A 16,195-nucleotide genomic window follows, 5' to 3' on the forward strand; every position below is an offset into this window, starting at 1 on the left:
TCAGAACCTCCAGGGAAGCAGGCGGGTGGTGAGCGAAACGAGCACGCGCACGTCTCCGCGATCGGCAGCGAAATCGGGTTTCTCGAGCGGCACTGCGACAGCCACATCGGCCTGCAGCGCGCTGCCATAAGCAAAGCGGATACCGCCGCCCGCCGACCACAGGCGATCGGGATTGAGCGGGGAACGGCTCGGGTCCTCGTTCCAGGCCCAGGCCATGTCGGTGAAGAGATAGCCTTCCCACGCCAGTTCGGCGAGGCCATCGGGCGCCAGCGAACCGTAGCCCATTTCCAGCGACAACGCGTAGCCGCTATCCCCGAGAATGCTGCCCGGGTCATAGCCGCGGCCAAGCGAATAATTGCCCGCAGAGAATTCCTCGAAGGCGGGCAGCGGATCGCGGGAGAATTGTGCATTCATGCCGAGCGAGAAACGCACATCGGGTATGGGCCGGTAATCGGCCTCGCCTTCGATCCGTACCAGCAAGGGCGTGGGATCGGCCTCGATCCGGTTGGGGGCTACACCCGCCACAATGCAGGTGCGCGGATCGGTGCGGCAATCGGGGGTGGCATCGAATATGTCGATCCCCTGGCGCAGCTCGATCGCGCCGCGCGCGCCAAGCCGGGGTTCGAAGGCGCTGAAGCCATTGGTGCCCGCGATGCTGGCGGGATCGGCGTAGAGCGAATCCACCCGCAGGAAGACCGTCCGCACCCGGTCGCGCGTCAGGCGCAGATCGTTCACCGTCAGGTCCTGGTCGACGTAATCGAATCCGCTGCTCAGGATATGCGAGGTGCTGCGGCTGCGCTGGATCGGGTAGGACAGCCCCGCTGAGGCGAACAGCGTTTCGGATTCGACATCGAGCCCGGGCAGGTCGAGATCGGGGTCGGTCCAGCTATAGGTGAACTGGCCGAACATCCGCAGACCATCGCCGCCGATCGCGAAATCATGCCGGAGCTGGACGGTTTGCTGCTCCTCGAACTCGGCGGTGGAGAACAGCGCGACGCTGGTCCGGTCGCCGAGCCCGGTCAGATCATAGACCTCGCCGCGCAGCAGCCCGCCGAACCGGCCAAGCGCCTTGGATCCGAAGTTCTGGACATTGAGATCGAGCGTTCCGCGCCGCCGTATCACCGCGATATCGCCGACCAGATCCCCCGGCGCTCCGCCTGCGGCAGGGCGCAGCGAGAGACGAACATCGACCCCCGGCAGGTCGTCGGCGAGCAGCAGATAGCGCTCGGCCCGCGTGGTGTTGAAGACCGCATCCTGCGTCAGCGGTTCGAGATAGGTCGCCACCAATTGCTCGGAAGGCCCCGCATCGCCGCGCACCCGCAATGCCGTGACCCGGCCGAACACAACGCGCATTTCCGCGTCGCCATTGGACAGCCGCTGCGCAGGGATTTCGACCGTCGCGAGATAGCCCGCCTGCTGAAGCCGCTGGTTGGCCGCCGCGCGGACATCGCACAGCACCGATACGGGCAGTTCGCGACCCACATAGCTCTCGTAGGCTCCGGTCAGGTCGACTTCGGGCGCTTTGTCCGCACCGATGAAGCGCACCGCATTGAGCGTTACCGTGATGTCGGCCAGATCGGGCGCGTCGAGCGCGCAGGGCGAGCGCTCCATTCCCCCGTCGATCGTCAGCGTGGTGGGCGGCGCAACCGGCTCGCGTGCTTGCGGCGGGGTCAGCTCGCTGCGGCTTGGCACCGCTTGTGCTTGCGCCATCGCGGGATTGGCAAGCGCGAACGCCCCCACCCCGGCCAGCAAGACCGTGCGTGCGCGGTGTAACGCGGGCCCATCGCCGCTATTCAAATTCGTGTAGATACGCTGGCCAAAGCCCATTCGGATCGCCCCCCAACAGCACAGTACATGCACTCGTCGATTTAATCAGCGATCCGCCGGGCCCGTTATCCGGGCCTCTTCCTTGTGATAAGCAAGGCCTTAACATCCTCCCACGCGAATTGTCATGCTGAATCTTGCACGCCCCACCGAGGGACGGTCACGGCTTGAGGAAATCGCGCGGGCATGGGGTGAGGCGGAAGTCGTGGTGCCGCTTACAGGACTCGAACCTGTGACCCCATCATTACGAATGATGTGCTCTACCAACTGAGCTAAAGCGGCACTTTCGCGGTGTGCGCGGGAAGTGGAGGCCCGAGCCGGAATCGAACCGGCGTGCAAGGATTTGCAGTCCTCTGCGTAACCACTCCGCCATCGGGCCTCGCCCGGCCTCTCGGTCGGGAAGCGGCGCACTAGCGATTCTCGCGGGCAAAGGCAATCGCCTCGTCGCGCCTTACGTAACGTCAGTCTGGACGCGTGGCGGGATAGGCGCAATGACCCTGCGCATGAGCATTGCCAACCTCCTCGATCCGATCACCGCAGCAGGCGGCGAAACGCGCTTTTCCGGGCTCGACCACTGGATGCAGGGGCGCACGCTGTATGGCGGTGCGTCGGCGCTGATCGCCTATACCGCGGTCGCCCGGGCCTTTCCCGACCTGCCACCCTTGCGCGGGGCGCAGGTCGCCTTCGTTGCGCCCACCGGCCCCGAGGTCGAGCTGCGCCGCGAGATCGTGCGGCAGGGCCGCAATGTCGCGCAGGTGCGTAGCGAGATCTGGTGCGAGGGCAAATGCACGCTCACCGCCTTCTGGCTGTTCGGCACCGAGCGCGAGGCCAATGCGCTGCACGATGCCGCACCGGTCGCCGACTGGCCCGGTCCGCCCGAGGAAGCCGAGAGCGCGATGCACGGCAAGGGCCCCGCCTTCATCCAGAACAATTTCGAGATCCTCCGCGCGCAGGAGCAGCAGGGCCCCGGCGACCCGGTGGTGCGGCGCTGGGCGCGGCTGACCGACCGCGAGGGGCTCGACCCGGTAAGCGAGTTGATCCTGCTGGGCGATGTGCTGCCGCCGGGCGCGATGCGCGCGATGAAGCGGCAGGGACCGATCAGTTCGGTCAACTGGTCGTTCAACCTGCTCGAACCCGCGCCGACGACCCGTGACGGGTGGTGGATGAGCGAGAACGCCAGCCAGCACGCGGCGCATGGCTATTCATCCGAACGGCTGCGGCTGTGGAACGCCGAGGGCAAGCAGGTGCTCGACGGGATGCAATGCGTGGCGGTGTTCGGCTGAACCCGATCGGGCGACAAGCAGGCGACAAGGGCGACACCCTGTCGCCCGCCGGAACGCCATCACATGCCGCTGTAATTACTCGGTAATACCGCCTCCATCGGTGGGCGACACTTCGGCGGGCACCCCCGCCCCCGCTCCCTCGTCCGGATCGGCGGCTTCCTCCTGTTCGGGCCGGTCCCCGTCGGCCTCGACCTCGGAGCGCGCCTCGCGCTCTTCCTCGGCATCGCCCCGCCAGTGCGGCGGCCCGCGTTCGACCCGATCCGCGAGCGCGGCCAGATCGCCGGTGCCGAAGGCCGCTTCGGGCAGGAAATCGTATCTGGGCTTGCGCACGAGGCCCTGGCGCATGGCGAGCAATGCCAGCGTCAGCCGCTCGTCATAGCGGCGCGAGGTGCCGACCAGTTCGCCATTGTAGTAATGCGGCACTTCGACTCCGTTGAGCGCGCGGTCGAGCGCCGCCTCGGCAAGCACGTCGAAGCGCGCGGCGAAGGCGGCTTCCCAGGCCCTGTCGAAGGGCGTCCCGCGCAGCCGCGCGCGCAGCTTATAGGCCGATTGCCGCCCCATCCCCACCGCGCGCGCCGCGGCGGAGACATTATGCGTCGCGGCGAGTTCGCGCAGGAAGGCGGCCTGCCGCGCGGGCGTCCAGCCGCCATGGCGCGGGTCGGCGGGAGGTGTGGGGAGCGATGCAGGTGCGATGTCGTCACCGGCCTGCACGAAGGAGGAAGGGTGCGGTTGGTCTGTCATCCGCCAGGTTAAGACAAATTCGGCGCGTGTAGGAAAGGGGTTTTGGGTAAGGCCGGGGCTTTGTCGATCATTGCCTGGGGGGATGCGGTACCGGGCCGCCTTGCGCGCGGCGCAAACGCTTTGCTTGCGGGGCAGCGCCCCACAAGCCAAGCCCGAGATAAACAGCCGGCACCCTTAATGGTAGCGGATGACGCGAACGGCTTACTATGCCGGCCCGGCAACCGTCTGCTGCGCGGCCCCACCATCGCGAGCCGTAATCTACGCGGTCTGCAGTTGGTTGAAATAGGTCACGAGATCGGTCGTCTGGCCAATGGCCATCGCGGCCTGCACGTCTTGCTGCGACATGCCCGGTTCGAGCTGCGCATTGTTGACGTTGATGTCGATGATCAGGCTGCCTGCCTGATTATAGGCATCTGTCCAGGCGGCGACGGCTTCGTTCAGATCGTCGGCGACCGACTGATAGTTGCACGCCTGTTCATCGGCGATGGCGGCCTGAATGTCGTTCACGGCGTTCGTCACCTCGTTGTCGAGCGTCTGCCATTCCGCCTCGACATTCTTGAGGTTCGACTGCACGTCGGCCGTCTGCGCCGCGAAATCCCCATATTGCTTCGCCATGCCCTGGAGCACGGCGACGTCCTGGGTGATCCCGGTGATCTGGGCCTGCTTCGCTTCGATCTCCGCCTTGTCCGCCTTGATCTTGATCGCATCGAGGGCGATGTACGTAGTGGCCACCGCAACGACAGGTCCGAGCACGATCCAGGCGAGCGCCCCGACAGGCCACGCGGCAATCGTGGCGACCACACCCAGGGTAAGCGCAATGCCGTCGGCGATAGCGAGGCCAACGATGGCTGCGGTCAGGGACTTGATTTCCGCCTTGAGCCGCTCGATCGCGGCGTTCAGCTCGTCGATCTTTTGCTGATCCGCCCCCGCGTCGGCCGACGACTTGTTCGCGATCGTCTGCAGTTGTTGCGCCATATCCGGCACCTTGTTCTGGTAATCCTGCACGGCCGAGAGCGTGCCCGACACGAAGGCAAGCACCAGCGAGACCTGCGACTTGACGAGGTTCAGGTCCGCGGTCAGCGCTGACTTGGCGCCGGCGTTTCCCGGGTTCTGGACCAGCGCTTGGGCCTGGTTTCTCGCGTCCTGCAGGGCGGCGGAAATGGTGGCGTTATAGCCCTGGACGCTGGCCGGGACGGTGAGCAGGCGCGCCATCACATTGTTGATCCAGTCGAGCGCGTCCGCCTGGGCGGCCTGGTGCGCGTTGACGAAATCCTGCCAGTCGGGAGGCAGCGTGTTCAGGACACCGAGCTGCGAACTGTAAACGCCGGTCGCTTCGTTGTTAACGAAGATGACGCTTTGCTTATATGCGCTGTGAACATCGGCGATATTCCGAGCGCTAGTGCGGAATGCGTGGTGAAGAGCCATTGCAACATCCTCCTGTTGGCCAGGCCGACAAGATGTATCCAAGTTATCAAGCGCGCAGACGAGCTTAAAACGCGAAAACCCGGTGCGAATGCGATCTTCGAGTCGGCGTAGTTTTTCCTTTATACACTCGAATATTTACAGCGTCCATGGACACCCACTCTTCGAAGGGAGTAAAATTATGCCCAAAACGGTCCCATCTATTCGATGATATACTTCCCGGCTCGTCGAGCGAATGTCGATATACCGGATGAATGCGCGAACTGACCCGGCTCAACCCATCAGCTTCGGGCTAGCCACTTGGTCCATTCCGGTCCCATCGCGGAATTCATCCTGCCCGGTCAGCGCTCCGGCAACAGGCTTCGACGGCTGCTCGGCGGAATTGCCCAGCGCCGGGATGGTCTTCGAGCGGCCGGTGGATGAGCGAGAACGCGACCCGGCACGCGGCGCATAGCTATTCCAGCGAGGGGGTGTCCGAATTCGGGTGCAAAACGCGCGCCGCCAGCGCTATCAGCCGCGAATGATAAAAACGTCCTGCCTGTGCGGCCAGATCGGTCTCGAGCTGACAAAGCGGCCCGAATTCATCCATGAATGCAACTGCACATTGTGCAGCAAGACGGGTGCACGATGGGCCTATTTCCACCCCTCCGAGGTCACCGTTCACGGCCAGGCGCAAGGATACCGCCGGGCCGACAAGGCAGAGCCCAATGCCGAAGTGCAATTCTGCCCGACATGCGGCGCAACGAGCCATTTCGTCCTGACCGAAAGAGCCATCGCCGCGCACGGCAACACCATGATGGGCGTGAATATGTGGTTGGCCGATGCAGAAGACCTTGCGGGGATCGAACTGCGGCACCCCGATGGCCGCGACTGGTCGGGTGAAGGCGACTTCACCTATGTGCGCGAGGCCCGATCGCTGGGCTAAGCTCAAGCGCCCGCGATCCGCGCCGGCCCCTTACCCCCTTACCACTGCCCCCAACCCCTGCGGGTCAGCCGCGCGTCCGCACATTGCCGGAAATCCATGCGCCTGCCCGGGCGGTTTTCTCCGGGCCCAGCTGCGCGGCCACCGCGCCCGCCAGTGTGGCGAGATCGACTTGCGCCAGGCTGGCGCGATAGGCTTCCTCCGCGCGCCAGAACCCCCCGGCGATATTGCACGGCACTTTGCAATCGGCGGGCTTGCTGGCGCAAGGACCGTTCTGGCGGATCTCGCTGCAGCGGAACATCGGCTCGTCGCCATCGACCGCCAGCAATATGTCGAGCAGCGTGATATCGCCGGGCGCGCGGGCGAGCGTGTAGAACCCGCTCCTCCCGCGCCCACCGGTGACGATCCCGGCACGCGCCAGCGCCTGCATCTGCTTGGCCATATAGGGCTCGGGCAGCGCGTGGAATTCGGCCAGCGCGGAGAGCGGCAAGCCCTTGTCGGGCCACAGCGGCACCAGCAGCGCGCAGGCATGGCCTGCCCATTCGACGCCCTTGTTGATCCGCATGCCCGACATTCCTCTTGCGCGGCCTCCTTTAAATGGATATTCAATATCCGGATATAGGGAGTCCGATAATGTATGGCAAACCTGACGCGCTCGATCGGCTGGTGCAAGTCCTGCTGGCGCTTGTGGCGCTGTTCGCACTGGTCTTCGGCCTGTTCATGCTCACCGACCCGTTCGGCTGGTACCAGTTCGTGGACACGGTCAAAGCAAGCGGTCCGGCCAATGCGCATTTCATCCGGGATATCGGGATCGCCTATCTCGTCTCGGGCGCGCTGATCGCTTTCGCAGCGGCCAATCCGGGGCTGCGCTGGGGCAGCGCGCTGGTCGGCGCGGCGTGGCTGGGCGCGCATGGCGTGCTGCATATTTACGAAGTACTCACCGGGATCTGCGGCCCCGGCATCTTCTGGCGCGATGCGCCCGGCGTGCTCGGCCCGCCGCTGGTGGTGCTGGTCGCTATCGGCATCCAGTTCGGCCGCCAGCGCGTCTCGCCCGTGCCCCTGCCCAAGGGGGTCTTCGTAAACGGGATGAAGCGGATGGTCGGCAATGCCGAGCCCTATTACGACGATCTGTCCGATGCGGGCGGCTTTGCGGTCGAGAAATTCCAGCACGCGATGGTGCTGGCGGGGCATTATTACCATGCGCCCAGCGATATGATCCACATGGCGCGGCTCGGCTCGACCCGCGCGGAAGATTGCGGGCCCTGCGTCGAGATCGTCCGCAATTTCGCGCTAGCCGACGGCATGGACAAGGACCGGTTGCAAAACGCGTTGATGGGCCAGCCCGAATGCGAGTCCGATGCGCTCGCCTTCGGCTTTGGCGAGGCCATCGCCAGCGGCGACATCCTGCGCGCGGCCGAATTGGGCGAGGCAATCGAGGCGCAGCATTCGCGCCCCGTCCGCACCGAAATGACGCTCGCCGCCGCCAGCGGCAGACTGTTCCCCGCGATCAAGCGCGGGCTGGGCTATGCCTCGGCCTGCGCTATCCCGAGGGCGGGGTGATTGGGCACGGCGGTAAGATATGGGTCGCGAACGAACGCTGGGATTGGAGCGGCAAGAGGAAAACATAGCGCTTCATTGACCATCACTTCGCACAAATGAGATTTTGCCAACCTGATATTCGATCGGGAGTTGACCGATCGGCGTATCTCTTGGCCTCGATAAAAGGGTGGCCTTTGTTCGATTCAGCCACCCCAGACGCTGCCCAATCCCGCTCGTAACCGGATCGTCCGTAATCTGCACAGTGATGCGCTTGAGGCGGACCCCTTCGCCAAAGGTAGCGGCCAGATCGTCGGGGTCGACTCGTTCAACGCTGGTAGGATCGTCGAGGTCGCCGAAGGTTACCAGCATCGGATAGGCCGAGCGTTGGTCCATCCGGTCGATGCGGGAAAAATGGCGCGGTACGGTCCTTTCCGGCCGATGCCGGAGCATGTTCCGATATCCGTCCCGAAGAGCATTCTCGCCGGTGTACTGGGGAGACAGGCGATACATCACCCGTCCCGCCCAATCAATGTCGGCTTCCGAACGCAGCAGTGCGAACAGCACCTGATCCTCGCCGAGATCGACCGACACCGCTTCGCCGCGCAGGCGGTTGGTGACCCGCCCGGGGGTCGGGATTGAATATCCGCCCGCTACCTGGGTATCCACCTCGATCACGCTCGACCCGGTCTTCACCCCATCAGGGGTATCGACCTCCACCGTCAGGCGATAGCGATAGGCTGGCGTATCGTCGGTGAGCGAACACCCCGAGACTGCCAGTGCAAAACAGAGCACGACCCATCCGGACATGTGGCGAATGATTTGCGGAAATTGCTGCATACCGGCGTGCTTAGACGCAGATCGTCATAGCTATGTTAACGCGCGCAGCCGGAGCGCCGCCACTCACACGTCCTTGAACACCGGCGCGCGTTTCTGCATTTCGGCCATCACCGCCTCGATCTGGTTGGGCTGGCGGATGATGCCGTCCTGTTCTTCGCTCTCGGCCATCAGGATCGCGTCCTCGCCTTCTTCGTGCATCACGCGGAACAGCCGCTTGGCGCCGCGGATGGCCTGCGGGTTCTTGTTGGCGATGGTTTCGGCGAGCGCATTGGCCTTGGCCAGCGGGTCCTCGTCGAGCATGGTGGCGAAGCCGAGCTGGAGCGCCTCTTCGCCGACAAATTCGCGATTGGTGTAGGTCAGTTCGCGCAAGGTGTCGTCGCGCACCAGCCCGCGCCACAGCGCATAGCCGCCCATGTCGGGCACGAGGCCCCATTTCATTTCCATTACCGCCATGCGCGTCTGCGGGTGGACCACGCGGATATCGGCGCCGCTGGCGATCTGCAGCCCGCCGCCGAAGCATACGCCGTGGACCGCGGCGATCACGGGCACGGGGCATTTGCGCCAGGTCATCGCGGCTTCCTGCGCGCGGTTGGCATTGCCATGCGTCCGCTCGACCAGCGCGGCCGAGCCCGCCGGTTCGCCGCCGAAGCTCGCGGTATCCAGACCCGCGCAGAAGGCACGGCCTTCGCCCGACAGCACCGCCACGCGCAGGCCTGGCATGTCGCGCAGCGCCTCGCCCGCAGCCAGCACAGCCTCGAACTGGGCCGGGTCCAGCGCGTTCATCTTGTCGCCGCGGGTGAAGCGCACCTGCGCCACGCCATTGTCGGCCAGATCGATGGAAACGCGGTCGTTGAAATTCATGGCAGTGCCTCTCTTCCGAAAATATCCCTTGGCACCTTGGTAGCCATCGGGCGGGACAAGTCCAGTTGCGCCGCGGGCGATCAGGCAGAATAGGCAAGCGGCGGGGCGACGCTGTCGGCCGCCAGCCGGTAGCCCCCCTGCGGGTGGGTTTCGACCAGCCAGCCGCAGCGCGAAACGTGGAGCTTGGCGCGCAGCCGCGAGACATGCACTTCGAGCGAATTGGTTTCGGGCACGTGGTCGAGCCGCCAGACATCGCGCAGCAATTGCGCGCGCGTCACCTGCTGACCGGGGGTTTCCGCCAGCCGCCAGAGCAGCGCGAATTCGCGCGGGTGCAGGCCGAGCCAGCGACCGTCCAGCCGCCCGTCGCGGTGGAACAGGTCGAGCAGGACGGGGCCGGCCTGGATGCGCCGCGGGAGCTCGGCGGCCTGCGCGTCGATCCGCGACAGCCGCGCATCGAGTTCGACATGCGCGACCTGACTGTCGAGCGCATCGCCCAGCCCGTGATCGAGCAGCCGCGCACGTTCCCACGCATTATCGACGCCGACCGCGACGATCCGCCCGCGCGCTGCCAGTTCGCGCCAGTCGCGCAGCCTGCTGGCCGCGCGCCAATCGAGCATGCCGGGCAAGCCTCCGGTTTCGCGCGCGTGGGTCATCGACCAGTCCGCCAACCGCAAATCCCACCGGATCGGAACAATCGGGCTGGTCGACAGCCATACGAATGTCGGCCCCCTCACGAATCGCCCCTCTCGGTTCTCCGATACGATTCAGAGACTAAGTAGGGGAATTCATTTGCAAACCGGGATAGCGGGCAGATGCACCCGATCCGGATGTATCTTGGGCGCTAGCGGCGCGCGTGTTCGGCGAGGAAGCGCTTGATATTGCGCGCGGCCTGGCGGATGCGCTGCTCGTTCTCGACCATGGCGATGCGGACATGGCCTTCGCCTTCCTCGCCATAGCCGACGCCTGCCGCCACCGCGACATCGGCATGCTCGAGCAATTGCTTGGAAAATTCGAGACTGCCCATTTCCTCGAACCCCGGCGGCAGCTTGGCCCAGGCGAACATGCTGGCGGGCGGCGAGGGAATATCCCAGCCTGCGCGGGCGAAGCTTTCGACCATCACGTCGCGGCGGTGCTGGTAGCGCGCACGGTTGTCCTCGACCACGTCCTGCGGCCCGTTGAGCGCGGCGCAGGCGGCCGCCTGGATCGGGGTGAAGGCGCCGTAGTCGAGATAGCTCTTCACCCGCGTCAGCGCCGAAATCAGCGTCGGGTTGCCGACCGCAAAGCCCATCCGCCAGCCGGCCATCGAATAGGTTTTCGACATCGAGGTAAACTCGACCGCGACATCCTTCGCGCCGGGCACTTCGAGGATCGAGCGGGTCGGCTTGCCGTCGTAATAGAGCTCCGAATAGGCCAGGTCGGACAGGACCCAGACCTTGTTCTCGCGCGCCCAGGCGACCAGCCGCTCGTAAAACGCGAGATCGACCGTCTCGGCGGTGGGATTGCTGGGATAATTGACCACCAGTACCGTCGGCCGCGGCACGGTGTAGGCCATCGCGTTGTCGAGCGCCTTCCAGTAATATTCGTCGGGCGTGGTCGGCACGCTGCGGATGGTCGCCCCGGCAATGATGAAGCCGAAGGTGTGGATCGGATAGGACGGGCTGGGCGCCAGCACGACATCGCCCGGCGCGGTGATCGCGGTGGCCATGGACGACAGGCCTTCCTTCGATCCCATCGTCACCACCACCTCGCTTTCGGGATCGAGTTCGACCTCGAACCGGCGGGCGTAGTAATTGGCCTGGGCCTTGCGCAGGCCCGGGATCCCCTTCGATTGCGAATAGCCATGCGCGCTGGGCTTGCCGGCGACTTCGCACAATTTGTCGATCACATGCTGCGGCGGCGGATGGTCGGGATTGCCCATACCGAGATCGATGATGTCGCGCCCCGCCTGCCGCGCCGCATGCCGCATCGCGTTGACTTCGGCGATGACATAGGGCGGCAGGCGCTTGATACGGTAGAATTCGTCGGACATCATGGCTCTTTCGGGCTGTGGGCGAGTCACACTGATTACCTATTCATCATGCAGGTGCAATCGGCACGCGTGCATGCGGCGGCGGAATATCCTATTGTCCCCCCAACAGACGCTTGGCAGCAAGCAGGAGCGATGATGACCGACGACGGCCCCGATCCTTTCACCAACATGTTCGAAGCCCCGGCCAAACTTGCGCGGGCGCTGTTCGCGCCGCTGACCGAAGCGACCACCGGCACGGCGCTGAAACCCGAAGACATGCAGCACTGGGCCGAAGTCGGGACGAAGCTGCAGGGCATGTGGCTCGAATACCAGACCGAGCAGCTGGGCGATCCGCAGACCTTCGCCGCCTATTTCGATCCGGCGCGCTGGATGCGCATGGCCGATGACTGGTACCGCCAGATGCCGCTCGCCGATCCGGCGCGGCAGCAGGCGCTGATGCAGGAAGGCATGGCGCTGTGGCAGCAAGTGCTCGGGCAATACGGGATGAGCCCCGAGGGGCAGCCGGTCGCCGAGGGCGAACCCGACTTGCCGCGTTCGGACCGCCGCTTCGCCGATCCGCGCTGGCGCGCGCATCCGGCCTATGCGCTGATCCACCAGACCTATCTGTTCCTTGCCGAACGGGTCGCCGAGATGGTCGACCGGATGGAAGGCCTGTCGGACGAGAAGCGCGAACAGCTGCGCTTCACCACCCGGACCATCACCGAGGCGGCGAGCCCGTCCAATTTCCCGCTGCTCAATCCCGTAGTGATGGAGCGGACGCTGGAGACGCGCGGCGACAATCTGGTGCGCGGCATGGAGCACCTGCTCGCCGACCTGCGGCGCGGGCAATTGAGCCATACCGATGACAGCGCCTTCACGCTGGGCGAGAACATCGCCGTGACGCCGGGCAAGGTCGTCCACGAAACCCCGCTCTACCAGCTGATCCAGTATTCGCCGGCCACCGACACGGTGATGGAAACGCCGCTGGTGATCTTCCCGCCGTGGATCAACCGCTTCTACATCCTCGACCTCAACCCCAAGAAGAGCTTCGTGCGCTGGGCAGTCGAACAGGGCGTGACCGTGTTCATGGTCAGCTGGAAATCGGCCGATGCCAGCATGCGCGACGTGGTGTGGGACGATTACGTCCGCGCGCAGATCGACGCGATCGACCATATCCGCACGCGGCTGGGCACCCCGGCGGTAAACGCCATCGGCTATTGCGTGGCGGGGACCACGCTGGCGGCCACGCTCGCGCTGCTCCACCGCCGCGGCGAGCAGGACAAGGTCGCCAGCGCCACCTTCTTCACCGCGCAGGTCGATTTCGAGAAGGCGGGCGAGCTGCTCAATTTCGTCGACGATCCGCAACTGGGTGTGGTCAAGGCGATGACCGCCGATGGCTATCTCGACGGGCGCTACATGGCGGCGACCTTCAACCTGCTGCGCGGCACCGATCTAATCTGGAACTACGTGGTCAACAATTACCTGCTGGGCGAGAACTACCCGGCCTTCGACCTGCTCCACTGGAACGGCGATGTGACCAACCTGCCCGCCAAGTGGCACGAGCAGTATCTGCGCGACCTCTATCGCGACAACCGGCTGGTCGAGGCGGATGCGCTGAGCGTCGACGGCACGCCGATCGATCTCGGGCTGGTTGCGACCCCGACCTATATCCAGGCAGGGAAGGAAGACCATATCGCCCCTGCCGAGAGCGTCTGGCGGATCACCGAGCATTTCACCGGCCCGCTCAAATTCGTGCTGGCCGGCTCGGGCCACATTGCCGGCGTGGTGAACCCGCCCGAAGCGCAGAAATACCAGTACTGGACCAATGACGGGACCCCGCGCAGCCTGGCCGAGTTTCGCGAAGGCGCCACCGAACACAAGGGCAGCTGGTGGCCCGACTGGATCGACTGGCTGCGCGAACAGGACGGCGCGACGGTGCCTGCCAAGGGTAAGCGCAAGCCGGGTGGCCGCGGGGACACCGCGATCGAAGACGCGCCCGGACGCTACGTCGCGACGCGCTGACAGCGGCACGAACGCGCCACTGCGCTTTATTGTGCACTGCACAAAATCTGCTTGACTTCGCGGTTGCAATGCCTATTTTGTGCAGTGCAACAAAAGTGAGGTTTCCCATGGCCGAGAGTCCGAGCAAGATCGATGCCGCCGCCACGGTGAGCACCACGAAGGTCGCGCAGGCCGTCGATGGGGACAAGGCGGCCCCGGTGAATACCGCAAAGGTCGCCAAGGCGGTCGCGAAGCCCGCCAAAGCGGCGCCGAAGAAGGCCGCGGTGAAGAAAGCCGCACCGAAAAAGGCCGTCGCCAAGAAGGCCGCACCGGTGAAGAAGCCGGTCGCTGCCCCGACGTCCAAGGCTGCCCCCGAGAAGGCCGCTGCTGCCCCGACCACCCCGATCCCCCAGTTGAAGGAAACCATCATGGCCACCGCCAAGAACGACACCACCACCGAATACACCGCCAAAGCCCAGGAACTGGCTGCGGACATGCAGGCCCGCGTCAAGTCGGCCTATGACAAGGGCACCGAGATGACCAAGGAAGCTGTCGCGTTCCAGAAGGGCAATCTCGAAGCGCTCGTGGAATCGGGCAAAATCCTTGCCGGCGGCATGCAGGACATGGGCCGTACCTGTGTCGAGGAAGCCAAGTCGGCTGCCGAAACCACGCAGGACGATGTCAAGAAGTTCGCCGCGATCAAGTCGCCGACCGAAATGTTCCAGCTGCAGGGCGAGATTGCCCGCCGCAATTTCGACGCCATGGTCTCGACCACGTCGAAGAACACCGAGACCATGCTCAAGCTCGTCAACGAGGCGTTTGCCCCGATGTCGAACCGCATGAGCCTTGCTGCCGAAAAGGTCGGCAAGGCCGCCTGAACGGCGCCAACCAGCTTCAATTCCGCCGGGCTCTCTCCTCTCTCCCTCGCTCGGTGAAATTGGATACCGTGGGCCGGATGGCATTTGCCATCCGGCCCTTTTTCTATCCTTCCCTGCCGTCGCCGCGCGCGGTTCCCGCCGCGCAATCGGCAGCGCGCGCCGCTCGCGGCTTGCGATTTGGCGATGCGATACGATATTGGGCTCCGCAATGACCGAGATTCTGCCACCCTTCCCGATCTGCGCTGCCGACGAGAATGACGACACGCGCGAACGCGATGGTCAGGTCGGCATTGCCACCAAGACCCGCGCCAAGCCCAAGAAGCCGAGCCAGTACAAGGTGCTGCTGCTCAACGACGATTACACGCCGATGGAATTCGTGGTGATCGTGCTCAAGCGCTTCTTCAAGATGGACATGGAAGAAGCGACCCGCGTGATGCTGCATGTCCATCAGAAGGGCGTCGGCATCTGCGGCATCTTCCCCTATGAGGTCGCCGAAACCAAGGTGCACCAAGTGATGGATTTCGCGCGCCAGAACCAGCATCCGCTGCAGTGCACGCTCGAGAAAGCCTGAGCCCTGCGGCGCGGCACAAGGGGCATGACCTGCGCACAAAAGCGCGCTAGGGCGTCCGGCGAAAATAACTGACCGGCGAAACCTTGCTCAGATTCCTGCCCAGCATAGATCGGTATATCTTCCGGCTCGTGATCGTGCCGATGCTTTCGGTGTTCGCCATCGCCGCCTCGCTGCTCGTGCTCGACAAGATGCTGCGGCTGTTCGATTTCGTTGCGATCGAGGGCGGCCCCGTCGGGGTCGTGTTCAAGATGCTGGTCGCGCTGGTGCCCGAATATGCCAGCCTCGCCATCCCGCTCGGCTTGCTGCTCGGCATCCTGCTCGCCTTTCGCAAGCTGGCGACATCGAGCGAGCTCGATGTGCTGCGCGCGGTGGGCTTGGGCTACGGGCGGCTGCTAAGAGTGCCCTACGCGATCACCGCGGTGCTGATGATCGTCAATGTCGCGCTGGTGTTCTTCATCCAGCCGGTCAGCCGCTATTATTACGAGCAGATGGAATACGAGCTGCGCTCGGGGGCGCTGGGCGCGTCGATCAAGGTCGGCGAGTTCACCACGCTGGCCGATCGCATGGCGCTGCGGATCGAGGAAAGCGAAGACGACGGGCGGCGGCTGAAGGGCATCTTCGCGCGCGTGGCGAACGATCAGGACCAGGTGCTGTCGATCTCCGCCAAGGAAGGCGCCTTCCTCGCCACCACCGATAGCCCCGACACGATCATCCTGCGCCTGACCGATGGCACGATCGTGCAGGACACGGGCAGCCAGACGCCGCGCGTACTGACCTTCACCCGCCATGATCTGCCGATCGACCTGCCCGCGATCGAACAGTTCCGCGAACGCGGCGATGCCGAGCGCGAATATATCCTTCCCGAACTGCTTCGCGTCGGGTGGAGCGACGAGCAACCCGACGACAAACGCGATGCCAGTCAGGCGAGCTTCAACTTCCGGCTGGTCGAAGTGGTGATGATGGCGTTGTTGCCGCTGCTGGCGGTGGCGCTGGGCGTGCCGCCCAAACGATCGACCAGCGCGCTGGGCGTGTTCCTGTCGATCATCATGGTGGTCGCCTATCACAAGGTGAACCAGTACGGCGAGGATATCGCCGCGCTCGGCCGGCTCGACCCGTTCCTCGCGCTGTGGGGGCCGTTCCTGCTGTTTGCCGCGCTGATCGGGTGGATGTACTGGCGCGTCGCCCATGTCCCCGGCGGACAGGCAATCGGCGCGCTGGAAATCTGGTTCGACAAGATCGCCAAGCGTGTCGGACGGCTGTTCAAACGGCGGCGGCTCAAGATCGACCTCGCGGCCGCCGAATAGCAGG

At 64.7% G+C, this 16,195-nt stretch carries 15 protein-coding genes and 2 tRNA genes; 7 read left to right on the top strand and 10 right to left on the bottom strand.

The window, feature by feature from the left end:
- From N6L26_RS08785 to N6L26_RS08795, 3 genes are all read right to left on the bottom strand, one after another.
- Window positions 1-1,827, bottom strand: a complete 1,827-nt coding sequence (locus N6L26_RS08785) for a ShlB/FhaC/HecB family hemolysin secretion/activation protein (protein WP_263605219.1) — start codon at window positions 1,825-1,827, stop codon at window positions 1-3.
- Window positions 1,828-2,030: 203 nt separating this feature from the next.
- A tRNA-Thr gene (locus N6L26_RS08790) sits at window positions 2,031-2,106 on the bottom strand.
- A 23-nt stretch (window positions 2,107-2,129) separates the two neighbouring features.
- Window positions 2,130-2,203: transfer RNA gene (locus N6L26_RS08795), tRNA-Cys, on the bottom strand.
- A 124-nt stretch (window positions 2,204-2,327) separates the two neighbouring features.
- Between N6L26_RS08795 and N6L26_RS08800 the strand changes: the two genes are divergently transcribed.
- A complete protein-coding gene (locus N6L26_RS08800) occupies window positions 2,328-3,107 on the top strand; it encodes an acyl-CoA thioesterase (RefSeq protein WP_263605220.1) in 780 nt (259 codons plus the stop codon).
- Window positions 3,108-3,182: 75 nt separating this feature from the next.
- Here N6L26_RS08800 and N6L26_RS08805 read toward each other — a convergent pair whose 3' ends face one another.
- Together N6L26_RS08805 and N6L26_RS08810 are read right to left on the bottom strand one after the other, a co-directional pair.
- On the bottom strand, window positions 3,183-3,848 hold the full coding sequence (locus tag N6L26_RS08805; RefSeq protein WP_263605221.1) for a hypothetical protein: 666 nt from the start codon (window positions 3,846-3,848) through the stop codon (window positions 3,183-3,185).
- A 258-nt stretch (window positions 3,849-4,106) separates the two neighbouring features.
- On the bottom strand, window positions 4,107-5,273 hold the full coding sequence (locus tag N6L26_RS08810; RefSeq protein ID WP_263605222.1) for a hypothetical protein: 1,167 nt from the start codon (window positions 5,271-5,273) through the stop codon (window positions 4,107-4,109).
- Window positions 5,274-5,790: 517 nt separating this feature from the next.
- On the opposite strand from N6L26_RS08810, the gene N6L26_RS08815 reads away from it, so the two are divergent.
- Window positions 5,791-6,195, top strand: a complete 405-nt coding sequence (locus N6L26_RS08815; protein ID WP_263605223.1) for a GFA family protein — start codon at window positions 5,791-5,793, stop codon at window positions 6,193-6,195.
- 64 nt (window positions 6,196-6,259) lie between these two features.
- On the opposite strand, the gene N6L26_RS08820 is transcribed toward N6L26_RS08815, so the two are convergent.
- The gene (locus tag N6L26_RS08820) at window positions 6,260-6,757 is read right to left on the bottom strand and encodes an RrF2 family transcriptional regulator (protein WP_263605224.1); all 498 of its coding nucleotides are present in this window, start codon (window positions 6,755-6,757) and stop codon (window positions 6,260-6,262) included.
- A gap of 68 nt (window positions 6,758-6,825) precedes the next feature.
- On the opposite strand from N6L26_RS08820, the gene N6L26_RS08825 reads away from it, so the two are divergent.
- Window positions 6,826-7,752 carry a hypothetical protein gene (locus N6L26_RS08825; RefSeq protein ID WP_263605225.1) on the top strand — a complete coding sequence of 309 codons (927 nt, stop codon included), beginning with the start codon at window positions 6,826-6,828 and terminating at the stop codon, window positions 7,750-7,752.
- Between the two features lie 72 nt (window positions 7,753-7,824).
- On the opposite strand, the gene N6L26_RS08830 is transcribed toward N6L26_RS08825, so the two are convergent.
- From N6L26_RS08830 to N6L26_RS08845, 4 genes are all read right to left on the bottom strand, one after another.
- Window positions 7,825-8,568 (bottom strand): hypothetical protein, encoded by a 744-nt coding sequence (locus tag N6L26_RS08830; protein ID WP_263605226.1) that lies wholly within the window; start codon window positions 8,566-8,568, stop codon window positions 7,825-7,827.
- 63 nt (window positions 8,569-8,631) lie between these two features.
- Complete coding sequence (locus N6L26_RS08835) at window positions 8,632-9,429, bottom strand: crotonase/enoyl-CoA hydratase family protein (protein WP_263605227.1); 798 nt, start codon at window positions 9,427-9,429, stop codon at window positions 8,632-8,634.
- 80 nt (window positions 9,430-9,509) lie between these two features.
- Window positions 9,510-10,163, bottom strand: coding sequence for a winged-helix domain-containing protein (locus tag N6L26_RS08840; RefSeq protein ID WP_263605228.1), 654 nt, complete (start codon window positions 10,161-10,163; stop codon window positions 9,510-9,512).
- Between the two features lie 107 nt (window positions 10,164-10,270).
- On the bottom strand, window positions 10,271-11,458 hold the full coding sequence (locus N6L26_RS08845) for an LL-diaminopimelate aminotransferase (protein WP_263605229.1): 1,188 nt from the start codon (window positions 11,456-11,458) through the stop codon (window positions 10,271-10,273).
- Window positions 11,459-11,593: 135 nt separating this feature from the next.
- Here N6L26_RS08845 and N6L26_RS08850 point away from each other — a divergent pair, with 135 nt between their 5' ends.
- From N6L26_RS08850 to N6L26_RS08865, 4 genes are all read left to right on the top strand, one after another.
- Window positions 11,594-13,459: a PHA/PHB synthase family protein gene (locus tag N6L26_RS08850; RefSeq protein ID WP_263605230.1), complete on the top strand. Its 1,866-nt coding sequence runs from the start codon at window positions 11,594-11,596 to the stop codon at window positions 13,457-13,459.
- Window positions 13,460-13,566: 107 nt separating this feature from the next.
- Window positions 13,567-14,316 carry a phasin family protein gene (locus N6L26_RS08855; protein ID WP_263605231.1) on the top strand — a complete coding sequence of 250 codons (750 nt, stop codon included), beginning with the start codon at window positions 13,567-13,569 and terminating at the stop codon, window positions 14,314-14,316.
- Between the two features lie 208 nt (window positions 14,317-14,524).
- Window positions 14,525-14,887, top strand: a complete 363-nt coding sequence (gene clpS / locus N6L26_RS08860; RefSeq protein WP_263605232.1) for an ATP-dependent Clp protease adapter ClpS — start codon at window positions 14,525-14,527, stop codon at window positions 14,885-14,887.
- A 140-nt stretch (window positions 14,888-15,027) separates the two neighbouring features.
- Window positions 15,028-16,191 carry an LptF/LptG family permease gene (locus N6L26_RS08865; protein WP_412071352.1) on the top strand — a complete coding sequence of 388 codons (1,164 nt, stop codon included), beginning with the start codon at window positions 15,028-15,030 and terminating at the stop codon, window positions 16,189-16,191.
- Window positions 16,192-16,195 lie beyond the last annotated feature (4 nt).

It is taken from the genome of Qipengyuania sp. SS22, from assembly GCF_025736935.1.
Lineage (GTDB): Bacteria > Pseudomonadota > Alphaproteobacteria > Sphingomonadales > Sphingomonadaceae > Qipengyuania.